This is a genomic window from Yinghuangia soli, assembly GCF_021502675.1.
GTDB classification, from domain to species: Bacteria; Actinomycetota; Actinomycetes; order Streptomycetales; family Streptomycetaceae; genus Yinghuangia; species Yinghuangia soli.
In genome coordinates, this window is sequence record NZ_JAKFHA010000024.1 from 98,550 (window position 1) to 114,206 (window position 15,657).

General features: G+C 71.9%; 15 protein-coding genes. 3 read left to right on the top strand and 12 right to left on the bottom strand.

Translation table 11 applies throughout. The features are described 5' to 3' along the window. The first annotated feature begins 79 nt into the window (after positions 1 to 79). Positions 80 to 1,939, top strand: a complete 1,860-nt coding sequence (locus tag LZ495_RS30565; RefSeq protein WP_235056179.1) for a neocarzinostatin apoprotein domain-containing protein — start codon at positions 80 to 82, stop codon at positions 1,937 to 1,939. Positions 1,940 to 2,015: 76 nt separating this feature from the next. Here the strand turns inward: LZ495_RS30565 and LZ495_RS30570 are convergent, their stop codons facing one another. From LZ495_RS30570 to LZ495_RS30590, 5 genes are all read right to left on the bottom strand, one after another. Beyond that, positions 2,016 to 2,669, bottom strand: coding sequence for a hypothetical protein (locus tag LZ495_RS30570; RefSeq protein ID WP_235056180.1), 654 nt, complete (start codon positions 2,667 to 2,669; stop codon positions 2,016 to 2,018). Continuing rightward, positions 2,666 to 3,469 carry a hypothetical protein gene (locus LZ495_RS30575; RefSeq protein WP_235056181.1) on the bottom strand — a complete coding sequence of 268 codons (804 nt, stop codon included), beginning with the start codon at positions 3,467 to 3,469 and terminating at the stop codon, positions 2,666 to 2,668. Before LZ495_RS30575 ends, LZ495_RS30570 begins: the two co-directional genes overlap by 4 nt. A 134-nt stretch (positions 3,470 to 3,603) precedes the next feature. Continuing rightward, positions 3,604 to 4,704, bottom strand: coding sequence for a WxL protein peptidoglycan domain-containing protein (locus LZ495_RS30580; protein ID WP_235056182.1), 1,101 nt, complete (start codon positions 4,702 to 4,704; stop codon positions 3,604 to 3,606). After that, positions 4,701 to 5,543 carry a hypothetical protein gene (locus LZ495_RS30585; protein WP_235056183.1) on the bottom strand — a complete coding sequence of 281 codons (843 nt, stop codon included), beginning with the start codon at positions 5,541 to 5,543 and terminating at the stop codon, positions 4,701 to 4,703. The genes LZ495_RS30580 and LZ495_RS30585 overlap by 4 nt, the downstream gene beginning before the upstream one ends. 121 nt (positions 5,544 to 5,664) lie before the next feature. Continuing rightward, the gene (locus tag LZ495_RS30590; RefSeq protein WP_235056184.1) at positions 5,665 to 6,966 is read right to left on the bottom strand and encodes a beta-xylosidase; all 1,302 of its coding nucleotides are present in this window, start codon (positions 6,964 to 6,966) and stop codon (positions 5,665 to 5,667) included. Positions 6,967 to 7,530: 564 nt separating this feature from the next. Between LZ495_RS30590 and LZ495_RS30595 the strand changes: the two genes are divergently transcribed. Both LZ495_RS30595 and LZ495_RS30600 read left to right on the top strand, forming a co-directional pair. Beyond that, positions 7,531 to 8,523: an alpha/beta hydrolase gene (locus LZ495_RS30595; RefSeq protein ID WP_235056185.1), complete on the top strand. Its 993-nt coding sequence runs from the start codon at positions 7,531 to 7,533 to the stop codon at positions 8,521 to 8,523. 96 nt (positions 8,524 to 8,619) lie between these two features. Beyond that, a complete protein-coding gene (locus LZ495_RS30600) occupies positions 8,620 to 9,312 on the top strand; it encodes a hypothetical protein (RefSeq protein WP_235056186.1) in 693 nt (230 codons plus the stop codon). A gap of 188 nt (positions 9,313 to 9,500) precedes the next feature. Here LZ495_RS30600 and LZ495_RS30605 read toward each other — a convergent pair whose 3' ends face one another. From LZ495_RS30605 to LZ495_RS30635, 7 genes are all read right to left on the bottom strand, one after another. Further along, positions 9,501 to 10,334, bottom strand: coding sequence for an IclR family transcriptional regulator (locus LZ495_RS30605; RefSeq protein WP_235056187.1), 834 nt, complete (start codon positions 10,332 to 10,334; stop codon positions 9,501 to 9,503). A 76-nt stretch (positions 10,335 to 10,410) separates the two neighbouring features. Further along, positions 10,411 to 11,154: a maleate cis-trans isomerase family protein gene (locus tag LZ495_RS30610; protein ID WP_235056188.1), complete on the bottom strand. Its 744-nt coding sequence runs from the start codon at positions 11,152 to 11,154 to the stop codon at positions 10,411 to 10,413. Next, entirely contained in the window at positions 11,151 to 11,843 is a 693-nt protein-coding gene (locus tag LZ495_RS30615; protein ID WP_235056189.1) for a hypothetical protein, read from the bottom strand. The genes LZ495_RS30610 and LZ495_RS30615 overlap by 4 nt, the downstream gene beginning before the upstream one ends. After that, the gene (locus tag LZ495_RS30620; RefSeq protein ID WP_235056190.1) at positions 11,840 to 12,658 is read right to left on the bottom strand and encodes an SDR family oxidoreductase; all 819 of its coding nucleotides are present in this window, start codon (positions 12,656 to 12,658) and stop codon (positions 11,840 to 11,842) included. The genes LZ495_RS30615 and LZ495_RS30620 overlap by 4 nt, the downstream gene beginning before the upstream one ends. Then, complete coding sequence (locus LZ495_RS30625; RefSeq protein WP_235056191.1) at positions 12,655 to 13,638, bottom strand: hypothetical protein; 984 nt, start codon at positions 13,636 to 13,638, stop codon at positions 12,655 to 12,657. Before LZ495_RS30625 ends, LZ495_RS30620 begins: the two co-directional genes overlap by 4 nt. After that, the gene (locus tag LZ495_RS30630) at positions 13,625 to 14,419 is read right to left on the bottom strand and encodes a hypothetical protein (RefSeq protein WP_235056192.1); all 795 of its coding nucleotides are present in this window, start codon (positions 14,417 to 14,419) and stop codon (positions 13,625 to 13,627) included. The genes LZ495_RS30625 and LZ495_RS30630 overlap by 14 nt, the downstream gene beginning before the upstream one ends. Further along, positions 14,416 to 15,618 carry an aromatic ring-hydroxylating dioxygenase subunit alpha gene (locus LZ495_RS30635; protein WP_235056193.1) on the bottom strand — a complete coding sequence of 401 codons (1,203 nt, stop codon included), beginning with the start codon at positions 15,616 to 15,618 and terminating at the stop codon, positions 14,416 to 14,418. Before LZ495_RS30635 ends, LZ495_RS30630 begins: the two co-directional genes overlap by 4 nt. Positions 15,619 to 15,657: the final 39 nt, after the last annotated feature.

Genomic DNA, 15,657 nt, shown 5'->3' on the forward strand with positions numbered 1-15,657 from the left:
AACTATGTTTCCCTAGAGAGAACGATGTCACGGTGGGGTGGAGGCGGCCTGCCCCGCTCCGAGAAGGGCGGTTGGCGTCATGGACCATTCCCTCGAAAGCCCCCCGAGTCCTCCTCCGCGTGGCACCGACACGCCCGCGGACCCGGCGGCCATCGCCGCCGGCAAGCGATCGGCCTTGCTGGACAACGCCGTTCGCGGCGCGGCGGCCGCGGGGCTGGGACTGCTCCTGGGTGCCGGAGTACTCCTGGTCGATGCCATGGGCGGCGTGGTCGGCATGCCGGGCAAGGCCGTGCGCTACGTGTTCCTCACCGCAGCGGTCGTGGCCTGGGCGGTCGCCGCCGGTTCGGGCAGGTGGGTCGAGCGGTCCCGCAATGCGGGGCGGGTCTACGGAACCGCCGCGGCGTCGACCGGGCTGCTGTTCGCGCTGTGCGCCTACATTCCCTCGCCTGTCGCCATGAGCGTCGCCGCCTGCGCAGCGGGAATCCCGGCAGGCATCGCGGTACGAGCGAGATGGTGTATGGCGGGCGGCGCCAAGGCCGTTTCTGTCGTGACCGGCGGAGCTCTGTGGCTCGGCGTGGCGGCAGCCGGCGTCATCTGCGGACGCCTGGCCTTTCACCCCGAAGCGGCACTCGCTGTGTGCGGCGCGGGCATGCTCCTGCTGCATGTGCCCGCAGTGGCCGTCTCCCGGCGCACAGACGCTCCCGGATCCGCCCCGGCACTCACGGAGCCCGAGCACGGACGCGGCGACGCAACTGGAGTGGTGCTCGGCGCCGCGGCGTTCGCCGCGACCGGCAGCGTCGTGACGTTCCTCGACCTCCAACTGTTCCAGTGGAGCGTGCTCGGCGGCGGACAGGCCGACCGGCTGGCTGTGGGGGCCGCATTCGCGGCCGTCATCGTCGTCGGGGGAATCCGCCTCCGCCGCAGGCGTGGCGCGCGGCCCGAGCGGCCCGGGGGCCCGACGCCGTTCCTGCTGCTGGCCGCTGCCGCCGGGCCGGTGGCGACCGCCACCGCGGGGGGCAGTCGGACGGCAGTGCTCGGGCTCGCTGCGGCCGCCGGGTTCGCGACCCTCGCGGCGACCGCTGCCGCCGCAGGCTCCGGCCCACTCGTCCGGCCGCGGGCCGTACCCGTCCTGTCGATGGTGTTCGCCGGATCCCTCACGGCGATTGCCTGGCGATGGGGAGCCGGGCAACTGGTATCGCGCGAGGATGCGACCGTCCTGCTGGCGATACCGCTCGGCGCGGTCGCCCTGGGCATCTCCCTGCGCTCGGGCCGCCGTCGGCGTCTTGCGGACCGGCGGGCCCTGCCGGTGGCATCCGCCGCCGCAGTTGTCGCGGCGCTGCTGTTCGCCATCGGGGCCGTTCCCAGCGCCGGCGATCGCGCCCATGCGGCGCAGACCGCGAGCATCGAAGTGACGGCGTCGACCGGGCTGGTGCCCGGCCAGAAGATCACCGTGACCGGACGCGGCTTCCAGCCCGGTCTGCGGGCGGTGGCCGTCGGGCAGTGCTCGGAGGGCTACACCGGTCCCCAGCACTGCGACCTCAAGGCCGGGGCGACCTTCGTCAACGTCGATGCCGACGGCAGACTGCCCAAAGTCGTTCTCACCATGGTCACTTCGGTCCACGGCGTGGACTGCATGACCCGCCAGTGCGTCATCGGCGTCGGTCCGCTTCCCGGCACGAACCCGAAGCCGCTGGTGGATGCGAACACGGTCAACCTGCGCATCGGATTCGCCGGCGGTTCGGTCGCCGGCGACCAGCAGCCGAACGCGCAGACCGCACCGGCCCCGGCCGGCACCGGCGGCTCGTCCGACGACGGCCCCACCACCGCGCTGTGGGCGGGGACCATGGCGTTCCTGGTGATCTGCCTCGCGGCCGCAATCCGGCGCCGTGACGCGTTCGAGGCCGATGCCGTACCTGAGGACCCGTCACCCGCGGCCTGATCGGCGAAGGGTCGCCGTTCGGCCGGGGGCGGTGTCCGGTGCCCGCTCGCGCACCGGACACCGCCCCGGCCCCGACTCACGGCCGCGCGGCCACACGGCGACGACGTAGCAGCCATACCGCGGCGCCGGCCAGGACCACGACTCCTGCCCCGACACCGACGGCGACCGGCAGGATGCTGTCGTCGTCGGACTCGTCCGCGGCCGCCGCGGAGGACAACGTCATGAACGGCGCGGGGCTCGCCGGCTCGCACGGCACGGTGATAGGCCGAGGCTGCCGCTGGACGTCCACCACGAGCGCACCGGGGGTCACCGTGATGGGCCCGTCTCCGGCCAGGGTCGCCGTGCCGGTCATTTCACCGAGCGGCAGCGGCGACCCGGCAGGGACCGGCGGATTCGCACGCGGTCCCATCATGCGCACCGTGGATTCCGCGGCGCCGGAAAGCGTCAGTACAGCGGTCACCTGGATGGAATTCGCGTCGTACGCCACGGGCCCGGCGAGTTGGGCCACGGGTTCGGACTTCCACGTGAAGGTGACGGCCTCCCCCGCCTTCGGATTCCGCGGAGTCGCGGTGAGGGACATCGTCACCGCTGCCTGAGTGCTGCCCACGACGGGGACTTGGCAGGTGTAGGTGACGGTGCTGTCCTCGGCATGTGCTGCTGCGGGTGCCACGATCGGTGCCACCAGGCCGAGCGGGATCACGGCGAGTGCAACGGCTCGGGGTGTTCTCATGGACTGCTCCTGGGGTCGGGGTTGCCGCAGACTGGGGTGCCGCGCGTGGCGCGCGTGCGGCCGAGCGCCACGAGGATTCGGAGGAGTACAAGGGCCGGAACGCCCCAGAGGAGGATGCGGAACACGGTGAGGCCCCAGGGGGATTCGAGGTCCACAGGCCAGGCCGTGATCGGCTCACGCACCCCGGTGGCATCGACGAGTGCGACGGTGACGACCCAGCGGCCCGAGGCCGCGGACGGCAACTCCACGCGGAACGCGATCTCGGTACTGCTGCCGGGCGCGATCGGGCCGGTACGGGCACGGTCCTGCCAATCCGGGTCCGCACCGTCCCGGCCGACCGAGACCTGGATGGTCGATGCGGCCGCGGAAGCGTTCCCTGCGTTGCCCAGGCGAAGTCGGACCGTGCGCCGCGCGGGCGCCCCGAATGCGGTCAGCAGTCCGTCCTTGCCGCTGAGTTCGGACATCGACAGGACATACCGGGAGTCCCCGGGCGGGGGCGGCCCGCCGGTGACAGGATGCGTGGACAGGACCACCGGTACCGAGGCCTCGGCGGCATCCGCACCGGAGACCATGGGGGTGTAGGCACGGACCACACACGGGCACGGCACCGGCGGAGCGGTTGCGACGAGCCGGCTGCGGAAGCGGCCCTCGTGGTCGGCGTAGGCGGTCACCGCGCCCGCGGCCGCGCAGTCTGCAGTGCCGCGCACGCGCGACGGCCCCTGACCGCACAGCATGATGCGCACGTGGGTGCGGACGGGCCAGCCTTCGCCCGCCACCGCAACCTCGGCGCCGGCCTTCAAGTCGGCTCCCTCCAGCAGAAGTTTCGCCGGAGCGAGGGAATCGGCCGGCGCCGCTCCGGCCGTGGCCCCCGAGCAGAGCAGGAGCGCCGCTAGGCAGGCCAGACCCGTCCACGCGCGGCCGACCGCCGGCGAGTTCAGGTCCGTTCCCGGGTCGTCCGGGCGGCGCCGACGGGTCGCCCGGACTCCTCGGTGGGTGCGCCGCCGAGCTCGTCGAAGGCCTCCTCGTTTGCCGGGTCCGTGCAAACGGCTAGGCGGCGGCGGGCGCGTCGGCGTTCCCAGCCGACCAGGAGCCCGCACAGGACCACGGCCGCTGTGCCGAGCGCAGGCCAGGGAATGATGCGGAGGTCCACGGTCCTGGCGGCCGCCACACCGGTCGCGGGATCGTCGACGTGCACGCGCAGTTCGAGCAGGTCGGCGAAGGGCGGTCCGTCCCAGGTCTCGGTGACGGTCATGGACTCCCCGGGGAACAGTTGGCGGCCCAGGGAGCGGGGGTCCCGCTGGAGTGCGCGCCCGAATATGCCTTCGGCGCGCAGGGAGGCGGACGGTGTGAGGATCAGCCGGCCGCGGTTGACCACCGTGAACGTCACTTCGACTCGCCCTGTATGGCCTGGGAGGGCGAACGGCGGTGCGTCATGGTGCACGCGTACGTCCCGCAGTTCGAGTGCGGGTGCCGCGGGCCCGGGGACTCTCAGGTAGATGCGTGCACCGATGCGGTACTTGACGGCCAACCCCGAGCCGTCCTTGGGGACCGCCGACGGTTCGGCGTCCTCGGCGATCACGGCACCGATGTGGTCGCCTGCCGAAGTCCCGGGGGGAACGTCGACGGTGAATTCGACGTTCGCTTTTCCCCCAGGGGGCAGGGTCACAGTGGAGGACGCCAGGCGGACCCACGCGGCCACGTCGCGGGCGGGCTCGGCCGCCGTGCGCAGGGCGAACGAGCCGTCGGCGGTGTGGTAGGCATCTGCTGCGTAGAGCCGGAGGGTTCTCGCCGTCTGCGAGTGGTTGGAGATCTCCACCGCATCACGGATGCCGGTGCCGCTGCCGGCCTCGAGGAAGAAGTACTGGCGGTCCGGCGTGCCGGGAAGTCGCACCGGTGTGACGCCGACGTCGCCGCTGTCGGCTGCGGACGCGTCCGGCGGTGCGGCGGCGAACAGAACTGCCAGCAGTGCCACGGCAATCCCGAACACGGTGTGGAGGCGTCCGGCGCCGGTGGTCCGCCGCTTCGCACGGGTCACCGCGGACCGCCTGTTGCCGCACCTCGTCTGCGGCGCCACGTGATCACGACGGCCGCGGCTCCCGCCAAAAAGACGGTGCAGCCGAGAGCCGTCAGGGCCGTGATGTCGTCCAGTGCGCCTGTCTTGGGGAGGTCGCCGCTTCCTGCGGTCGACCCCGCGGCCGAGTCCGCTCCGGATGCCCCGCTTGCCGCTCCGGACGTCGCGGTGCCCTTGGTCGCGGGTGCGCTGGTGGTGACGGACACGCCGATCGGGGTACCGCTGCTGCCTGCCGCTCCGATCGTCAGTGCCACGGGCGGGCTCTTGGCCTGGCAGGGGATGACGATCGACCGGCCGCTGTAGAGCACGTCGATGGAGAAGTCGGCGGGGGTGATGCGGACCGCGCCGGCCGCGCTGATCTTGAGAGTCCCGGTCATGTCCGCCACTGGGAGCGGCGAGTTGGCGGGAACAGCCGCGTTCTTGCGGGCACTGGCCACTTCCAGGGTGCCCGACTGCGCGCCCGCCACGGTCAGTTTGGCGGTGGTTCGGATCGTGTCCGCCGCGAAGGCGATGGGGCTGGCCAGTTGCGTGACGGGTTCGGTCTTCCAGGTGACGGTCACGTCGTCGCCGGGCTTGGGCTGTGCGGGCGACGCGCTGAGGGTGAGTCGGACCGCAGCGTCGACCGGACCGACCACCGGTGCGGTGCAGGTGTAGTTGGCGGTGACGGCGTCCGCTGCGGCGTCGCGGGGGGCAGCCACGGTGGACGCGGCCGCGAGGGTGAGAACGGCCCCGGCCCACAGCGCAGGGCGCTTGTGCGTGCGGTACCGCGGCATGTGCGCCGGATTGGTGGCGGGGACAGGCATGTGACGGCTCCCGTCGTACTGCGGGGTGAGGGTGGAGGAAGGCCGGTGGCCCCCGGAGCGGCCGGGCACCGCCCTGCCGGGCCGCTCGGCTCCGGCAAGGCGGTGTGTCGAGGCCGGCGGATCAGGCCAGCGTGAGGGTGAGGGTGGCGTAGTAGTCGTCGGCCTTCTGGTACGCCGGGACGACGAGCGCGAGGCCCGCCTTGGCGTCGAAGTCGCCGCCGGTGACCTTGCCGTCCGGGCTCACAGCCTGGTTGCACAAGGTGCGAGCGTCGGTGGAACTGAGCGCGCCCGCCGGGCCGGACTTGACCTGGCTGGGCGAGTTCGATCCGGGCCGTGCCGCGCACGCCGGTGTCCAGGCGAGGTTGCCCGCCGGGATCTTCTCGCCGAGCTCGGTACCGACGAAGTCGGTGACCGTGCCGGTCAGCGACCAGCCCAGCGTGCCGCCGCGGAAGTCCTGGACGCGGACGGGGACCAGGTCACCCGAGGAGGTGTTGTCGCGGCCGTTCAGGGTCACCTGGGGCAGCGTGACGGCGGCCTCGGGGTCGCTGATCAGCGTCAACTGCCCGGGGCGCACCGGCTGGCCGATCGTCGTGGCCGCGTCGCCCGGGTCCACGACCGGGTCGACGGTGTACGGCCGCGAGGCCTTCAGCCCGGAGGGCTCGGAGGCGGTGATCGTGTCGGTCGCGGGGTCCGCGACCGTGTACGGGACCGCGAAGGCACCGGAGGCGTCGGCGGTCGCGGTGACGGCGGCGTCGCCGGACCGCGCGGCGCCGACGTAACCGGCGACGGTCACCGCTGCCCCGGGGGTATACCCGGAGCCGGTGACGGTGGTGGCCGCCCCTGCCGGACCGTGCGTGGGGGCCAAGGACAAGGTCGCGCGCGGTGCGGCGGCGACGGTGAGCGTCAGGCCCGTCACCGGGCCGGCGGCCGTGCACGGGATCACGATGCTGTTGCCGTTGTACAGGACGTCGAGCGAGAAGTTGCCGGGTGCGATGTTGACCGTGCCGGCCGCGGTGAGTTCGACGCTTCCGGCCATGTCGCCGACCGGGAACGGGGTGTTCGGCGTGTACGCCGGGTTGGCCCGCGGGCCGCTCATCGCGACACTGCCGCTCTGCGCACCGGACAAGCCGATCGAGCCGGAGGGCTTGATCGTGTCGGCGGCGAAGGGCAGCGGGCTGGCCAGTGCGGCGACCGGCTGCGTCTTCCAGCTCACCGCCAGAGTGTCGCCGACCTTCGGGGTGGTGGTCGGCGCGTCGAGGGTGATCTGGACGGATGCCGCCGTGGCTCCGATGACGGGAACGGTGCAGGTGTAGTTGACCGTGATGGTGGCGGCACGTGCCGCGGGAGCGGTCACCGCGATGCCCGCCGAGGCCAGCACGAGCGCTGCCGTCGACGCGGGTGCGGCCTTTCTTGCGGCGGCCACCGCACGTCTCGTTCGTGATGCTGCCATGGTGATGCGAGCCCCTCTCGAAGGACCTGGCCCCGCGCGGACTGCGCGGAGCCGTCCGCACCGAAGCAGCCGCCGCGTCGCAGACAGTCGAGGACGCGGCGCATATCCTGCGTATGGCGCTTCGGTGCCGTGCGCGACCGGCCGTCCGCTGTCCCGGCGAGGTACTCGGACGGCCGGTCCGTCCCTCCGCCGGCGGCGGAGGGAATCCTGGAGTGCGTGGTCACCGGCGCCCACGACCGGCCTTTCCCGCAGGCCGCCCGCCGGCTCGCACCCGGCGACGAGCACCCTTAGCGTTTCGTTCTAGGTAACGACGTTTCCCGTCTAGCGCCAAAGTGAACTGGCTTGCGACCGCCGCGTCAAGCGTGCGGGTCGCCCTGGCGCCGCGCACTGCAGCGGATTTCGACCTGTGCCCAGGGACTTCCTTTTGTCTCCCACATCGATACTCTGTCTTCCACAACGAAACACATGTCAGATCGCTCAGTGTCCCTCCGCCCGTACCGGCCCCCTCCAAAGCGGCCGCTCGTTACCGGGAGTGCCATGAAACCGACCTCGACAACGCGGGGAATCCTCGCCCGAAGCGCGCTCGCCGTCGGCGCGTGCCTTGCCCTGACGCTGGGTGCCGCGGCACCCGCTTCGGCCGCCGCCGCGGTCACCAAGGTGGAGAACTCCGTCGAAGTGCGGTGTGCGGCCTTCGTCTACCACCGCAGCAGCAATTGGTACTTCCCAGCCGGCACGCCCAAGGGCACCGTCTGGCTGCAGCACGGGTTCAGCAGGTCCAACGACCGGCTCGACGACCTCGCGCGGCGCTACGCCGCGGCGGGATTCGTGGTGTTCGCCCCGACGCTGCCGTCGGCCGACCTGTTCGGCTGCACGGTCTCCAACCTGGGCAACAACACCGCGTTCCTCAACAACGTGGCCGACCTCTTCGGCAAGTCCGCCGATCCCGGCGACAAGCTGGGCCGCAGTTTCGCGGACGCCAAGGCCGAAGCCGGACGGCCCGAACTGGCCCTGCCCCAGAAGCTGGTGTTCGTCGGCCACTCCGCGGGCGGGGAAGCAGTGTCCTACGCGGCCAACCGGCTGCGCACGAACTACCCCGCGGCGTTCGCCCGCCTGGGCGGCGTGGTCCTGCTCGACCCGGTCAACTCGTTCACCGGGCTCAACATGGCCAACGCGCTGAACGGGCTCGCCACCACGACGACCCCGATCCTCGCAGTGTCCTCACCCCCGTACGCAGCCAACGGAAACGCTTCCGGCACCGTGGAGTTGACCACCGACGTGCACCGGCCGTTCCTCGGCGTGCGCCTCACCACGGGAAGCCACTGCGACGCCGAAGGCGCCAGCACCGATGCGCTGTGCACCGCCCTCAACGGAGCGCCGCAGGCCGCGAACGTGGCAGTCCTGCAAACCCTCGCCGTCGGCTGGGCGCTTGACTTCGCGGCCGGCACCACGACGGCCGCCTACTACCCCGGCGGCTCCTATCTGGAGCCGCTGCGCGCCGCAGGCGTGACGGAGTTCCTCAGCGGTACCTGACCCCACTGTCCGCACTACGCCCCACGGGGCCGGGCCGCACGCCCCGCCGGGCACGGCCCGGCCCCGCCGCACGCACCCCGAGGAGTCACGCACGGCATGGGCGCCCACACGCACGGCTGGTGGATTCTGCTCCACCTGCTCCTGTTCGTCTTCTGGCTCGGCGGCGACCTCGGTGTCTATGTCTCCAGCCGCTTCATCCTCAAGCCCGGTCTCGGCGTCGAGGCGCGCGCCACCGCACTTCGCATCATGCTCGCTCTGGACCTCGGACCACGGGTCTGCCTCGTGCTGTTCCTGCCCAGCGGGGTCACGCTCATGGCGCTGGAGCCGCACGGCGCGACGGTGTTCCGCTGGTGGAACGTCGCGGCCGTCTGGCTCGTATCCGCGGTCTGGCTATGGGCCACGATCCAGGACCACCACCATCCGGGACGCTTCCGGTTCGTCCCCCTGACGGACCGCGTCATCCGTGTCGGTGTAATGGCAGGCATGTTCGCGGGCGGGATCTACACCGTCGCCGTCCATGAGCCGTTCGGGGTGACGACGAACCCCCGCTGGCTCGGTGCCAAGGTCATGTTGTACGCCGCGGCCATCGCTTGCGGACTCGGGATCAGGCACACGCTGCGGGCCTTCGGGCCGGCCTTCGCCGCGCTCTCCAAGGACGGCTCCACGCCCGAAGTGGAGCACCGGCTGCGGAGGTCCGTCGACGGGTGCCTGCCGTACGTCTTCGGGATCTGGGGCAGCGTCCTCGCCGCCGCCGCGCTCGGCGTGCTCAAGCCCGGCGCGGCCCTCTGACCGGTCGCCGCAAGGCAACAAGAGGCAACGAAGAGAGGGGTGGGGGGGGGGGGGGGGGGGGGCCCCCCCCCCCGGCGCCCCCCCCGCCCGCGCGCACCCGCCCCACCCCCCCCCCCCTGTCCCCGCTTTGGGGGGGGGGGCCCGCCCCCCCCCCCCCCACCCCTCGGGGGTTCACCCTCGCTACGGCGTCACTCCCCCTTGTCGCCGTACCCGAACTCCGCGGACAGCCGCTGCGCCGCCGCGACGACCATAGGGGCGCACTCCGCCATACGCGTGCGGAAACGCGACTGGGGTCCGGTCACGCTCAGCGCGGCGATCATGAAGCCGTCGTAGTCCAGCACCGGAGCCGCGATCGCCGCCGCGCCCTCCTGCCGTTCGCCCTGGGAGGTCGCGTAGCCGCGCTTGCGGATCTGCGCGATCTCCTTCCGGAGCTTCGCGGTGTTGGTGATCGTGCGGTCGGTGAGCGCCTCCAGGTTCCGCTGCGTCAGGAACACCTCGATCTCCTCGTCGGCGAGGAACGCGAGCATCACCTTGGACGACGCGCCGGCATGCATCGGATAGGGCGTGCCGAGGGCGACGTCGATGCGCAGGTCCTGCGGCGGGACGACCTGGTCCACGTAGAGCCGGGTGTCCCCGCGGCGCACCGAAAGCGTGGCGGTCTCCCCCGATTCCGCGGACAGCGCGCGGAGCTCGGGCGCGGCGAGCAGCCGCAGGTCCGTGCGGGCCAGGTAGGCCCGGCCCAGGGCGACTGCCGCCGGGCCGAGCGCGTACCTGCGCGTGGTGGGGTCGGCGCTGATGAGGCGGCGGCTGCGCAGCGCGGTCAGGATGCGGTGGACCGCGGCCTTGGTCAGGCCGAGCTCGTTGCCGATCTCGGTGACTCCGAGATCCGGCTGGCCGCTGCGGCCGAACAGGAGAAGCACGTCCATTGCGCGCTCCACCGAGGCAATCGACCTGCTGCCGCTTTCTTCCTGTTCGTCCACCACCGTGGCCATCGCGTCGGCTCCGCCCTTCTTGTCGACCATGGGTCCAGTGTATCGCCGAACCTCCGCATGGTTTCCCTCTGCGGAACATCGTCATGGCTGACGCCGATCCGGGGAGTCAGTGGTCGCGCAGGAGGCTCCCGGCTCCGTGGACGCGGTCGTCGATGCCCTGCGAGCGCAGGGCCATCCACCACGTCGCGGCGTTGATGGCCAGGACAGGCTTGCCCAACCATCGTTCGGCCTCGTCCGCGAGGCCGACCATGGACAGGTTGGTGCCGCACTGGACCAAGGCGTCGACGTCGGGTGCGTCCAGCTCGACCAGCGCCTCGCGCAAAGTGCGCTCGTCGACGTGGGCGATGGACACCGCGGTCGGGCAGCGCAGGCCCTTGACCGCGACGACATCGAAGCCGAGTTCGGTGAAGAACTGCCGGACATTCTCGTCGGCGACGGGCTGGTACGGGGTCACCACCGCGATGCGGCGGGCTCCGTAGAGGTTCAGCGCGCGCTCGCAGGCCTCCGCTCCGGTGGTGACGGGCAGACCGGTGAGGTCGTGGATCTGCTTGACGAAGGCACGATTGCCTTCGACACCGCCCCAGAAGGTCTCGGCGCTCATTCCCATGACCATGGCCTCGGGTTCGCAGGTCAGCACGCGCTCGCAGGCCGCGCCGATCTCGGCCCGGATCTGTTCGAGAAGGCGCTCGAAGCCGGCGTCGCCGTCCATGCTCTGGTCCCGGATGTGGATCCGGGAGAAGTGGGCGGTGACGCCCGGGACCGCCATGCGGTAAAAGTCGGGTTCGACGATGGTGTTCGTGCTGGGCGCGATCACTCCGAACTTGCGCCGCCAGCCGAGGGCATCTGTCACGGGTGCACCGCCGCGGATTCGAGGGAAGGGTTCACCGGAGCCGTACGCCGGGCGAGCCGCCACGCGCCGAGCGCAAAGAGGCCCTGCGTGGCGGTGTTGCACAGTTGCTCGACCCATTGCAGGGCCACGGTCTGATCCGCGCGGCCGGCCAGCGGTCCGAGGATCAGCATCCCGGCGAGCCAACCCGCGAAGAGACACGCGGCCGTCGTGTCCCCATCCCGCTTGGCCCGCAGGACCAGCATGACCGCAGTGGCGGTACTGGCCGCGACGGTCAGGAGAAGGACCGGCCACGTGGCACGGACCAGAGCGGCGGCGGTGATCGCGAGGACGCACAGCCCGAAGACCGCCCACGGCGTGTACCTGGCAGGGGGAACGCCGGCGGACTCGCGGCGCATCTCGTACAGCGCAAGGCCCACCAGCGCGAACCCGGTGCCCAGGCAAGGGAAGAGCAGGCTCTCCAGCCAGACCAGGTCGGGGCCGTCGGCGGCGACGATCAGCTTCCATACGGCCTTGGCCGAGCCGCCGAGGACGACAAGAGCTGCGCCCGCCCCGGGAAGCCACCGCCTTGCGGCCGCGCCCGACCGCACTCTCGCAAGGTGGCCGACCAGCAGGGCCAGCCCGGTGCCGGTGAGGGCGACGGGGACGAAGTCCTCCAAGGCGAGCGCAAGCGGGTAGTCCTGGGTGCTCACGCCGCGGCCTCCGAGGGGGCGAAGGGATCGCGTCGGCGAATGGGGGCGGCGAGGAACCTGCCCATGGCCTTCCGCCGGGTCAGCCATGCCACGCGCCCACCGTTCCGGGCGCCCTCCAGGACGCGGTCGGCAAGCCACGGGGCGACCGTCTCGACGCGGTCCGCCAGGATCCTGAACACCTTTGCGGCCTGCGCGAGTTCGGCATCGGAGTAGTCGTGCGTCAGCAGATCGGTCACGACCATGCCCGGAGACAGATGGGCGACGCGGACGCCGGTGCTGTGGGCAGCCGCTTCCTTGGCGAGGGCCGTGGTGAGGTACGTGACCGCGCGCTTGGTCGATCCGTACGTCGCCAGGCCCGGCAGCGTGCGGCCGTCGGACCCGAACCCCTCCATGTTCCACAGGTCGCCGGAGCCTTGCGCGGTGAAACCGGCGAGGGCGACCGCGGATCCGTGCGCGACCCCGAGGAGGTTCGCTGCGACCACGGTGTCGACCTGGTCCGCGGGCAGCTGCCATAGCGGCTTGCGCGAGGTAGTTGCCCCGGCGTTGTTGATCCACACGTCGACCCGCCCGTACGCGGCAGCAGTAGCGTCCCAGAGTTCTTGGACCTGGCGGCGGTCCGCCACGTCGGCGCTCCGCCCCAGGACGCGGTCGGCAGCCGCATCCAGCGCGGCCACGGCAGCGGCCACCGAGGCCTCGCTCCGGCCGCAGAGCGCGACGCGGCAGCCGCGGTCGAGCAGTGCCTGCACCAGGCCCAGACCGATGCCGCGGGTACCCCCGGTGACGACGACCACGCGGCCGTCCTGTCCCGCGGTCACGCGGCCGGCTGCCAGGTCAGGGTGCCGTGCAGCACCGACTCCAGGCGGTTCCCGGCGGACAGCTCGTAGACGACGGCGAGTTGCCGGCCGGCGTTCATGCCGGGGGCGGCGTCCACGGCGAACTCGCGGCCCTTCACCTCGACGGCTTCGCCGGCGAGGTGCCACACGGGGAAGTTCGCGCGCCCGAACGCCCGCGCGCTCCCCCAGGCGTCGGGTCCTTCGAGGAAGGAGCGGTTCCCGTCCCGGCGCCGTTCCACGGTGAACTCCCGCTCCAGGGCGCCGCTCCACGTCACGTGATGCCGGGTGCGCAGCAGGTCCACCGGTTGCAGCTCGACGGCGACCTCGACGGTCCCGGCCGGCTTCTGGTCGGCCGTCCACAGTTCACACCGCCCGGCGTACGTGCCCCGTTCCTTGGTCGGCAGGACGAAAGGCACGGGGCCGCACCGGGTTTCCGCGGCCAGCAGCTCCGCCACCCGGGCCGAGGCCTCGGCGTCGAGCTCCGGCTCCGTGGTGCGGGTGTACAGGCCGTTGAAGCAGCCGACGACAGCCCAGCCCTCGTAGAGCACGGACGAATAGACCTGCGTCATGCCGTCGTCCAGGACTTGGTTCCACGTGTTCAGGCCGACTTGCCAGCCGGGCCCGTAGTAGCGCGCGTCGACGAACGAGCCGTAGGGCTGCCCCGACCCGTGGAAGTCCGGTCCCTCGTAGATGCGGTCGGTGTCCGCGTCGGCCACGCCGAAAGCGAACGGGGCCCCCAGGCGGAAGCGGCCGGCCAGCGGGCCGCCGCCCTCGAGTCCCCCGTCCATGTAGTACGTCGTGGCGCCGTCGCGGTACACCGAGGAGCGCTTGATGTCCTCGTAGCCGGCCCAGGTTCCCTCGGCGTCGAACAGCGAGGGCCTGCCGTGCCATTCACCGGCGATCCGCCGCTGCCAGGCACTGGGCCCGGCGGCCTTGTCCGGGGTGGTGTCAGAGGACGTCACTGCGGTCTCCCTTTTCGTGTGCGTCGGTCGACGGGCCGTGGACGAGGAGCGCGCGCAGGCGGTCGGTCTCCTCGTCGCCGAGCAGCCGCGACACCTGGGCCCACACCGGGTCGACGTCGCGGCTGAACAGCAGGCGGCGCAGCGCCCTGTCGCGCTCCGGCAGGTCGGTGCCGGCGAGTGTGCCGGCCACGGCCTTGGGCACGCCGTCGGCGGCCAGGGCGAGCCAGTGGTCGAGGTAGGCGTGGACTGGCCCGTCGATGGCGCGGAATGCTTCCTCGCTCGCGCGGTGGACCAGCATCCACGGCGACATGAGCGCGCGCTGCCGCGGGCCGATGGCGGCCTCGGTGAGCCCCGGCAGCGCTCGGGCGCCGAGGTACGTCTCGGTCAAGGGCCCGTAGACGGCGTCCATGTAGTCGAGATGGACGGCCAAGTCGGCGCGCTGGACGAGGTCGAGGTGGAAGGCGTAGGCGTCGCCGGTGGCCACGGAGTCGAGCGTGAAGTGCGGGAGGCAGGACTGCGCCGGCCCGAAGGCGAACACCATGTGGCTGTCCAGGCCGATGGCGGGCACGGTCAGCGCGATGTACACCGCGTGCGCCACCGCCTCCCCCTCGAACACCCTGAGGCGTCCGGCCGGATGCCCCGCCGTGGTGGCGAGCACGGTCGCGGAGGTCTCGATGAGGTCGGAGGCGGCGACGAGCTTCGCGACCACGTCCTCGCACAGCGCAGCCGACAGACTGCGGTTCCCGGTCGGGGCGGCACCGCGGGCGGCCGTTTCGGTCACGCGGAGTCCTTTCCTGCGAAGTCAGCGGTGGTCAAAGTGCTTTCGTTGTCGGGGGAAGCCGTCGGAACGGCGTCGCGGCTCTTCTGCGCCCACGCCCGGGCGAGCTCGGGGACGTTGCGCCGGCCGGGCGAGGCGATGACGACCGCGTCGCGCCCCGTCGCGCCGCCGTCGATGGTGTCCGCGGGTCCGACCAGCCAGCCGAGGTCGGCCAGTTGCCGGCGCCGCCGCCGGTAGGCGACCGACACCAGGTCGGACTTCAGGTGCAGTTCGGCGCCCAGGTCGGCGGGGAGAAGTTCGGGGCGGACGGCATCCACCACCGGCGCGTCCTGTCCGAAGATCTTCAGGACCCGCTTGCGCGCGTTCGCGTCCGCCCAGCTGCCGGTGAAGAAGTCGCGCAGCGCGACCCATTTGACGAGGGTGGTGTTCGCGTCGACGGGAATGTTCGTGTCGTAGATGATCATGTTGCCGAGCGGCAGCCGGACGTGGAGTTTGATCATGTTCGGCAACATCCAGCCGGCGCTCACGGTCACCGGCGGCCGCTCGGCGAGCGATCCGGAGGTGCGGTACAGGCGGGACCACAGACCCTTGGCCGCCGGGGGGTGGAGCCGCACGGTGGCGAAGGCGCTCCACTCGGTCTCGTCGAGCGCGTAGTCCTCCACCTCGGGGCGTTCCGGGTTGCCGAAGGAGCCGGCGTGCACGAAGGGCGTGTGCGCGATGTCGCAGCCGTTTTCGAGGATGCGCTCGTAGTTGCTGTGCCATAGGTACTCGCCGGTGACTGCCCGGAACGTGCCGCCGTCCTGGACGAGATCGCCGAACTCGGGCCATTCGGGGATGGGCGGCCGGTCGGCCTCGGGGAGGTCGCCCAGGTACACCCACACGAATCCGTAGCGTTCCTCCACGGGGTAGGCGTCCACCCGCGCCTTGGGCGGAATGGCCCTGCCAGGCGGATTGGCCGGGATCCTGAGGCAGCCACCGTCGGCACCGAACCGCCATCCGTGGTAAGGGCATTCGATGGTCTCGCCGACCACGGTGCCGCCCGACAGTGCGGCACCGCGGTGTGCGCAAAGGTCCGACAGGCAGGCGACGCGGCCCGCGGCTGTGCGGTACAAGACGAGGCGCTGGCCCAGGCACACCACCTGGACCGGGGTGCGGCCGACGCGCTCGGTGAACTCGACGGCATACCAGAAGTTCTTGAACATCCGTGCTCCTGCCGGTTCTCGTGCCCGTTTCCGCAGCGG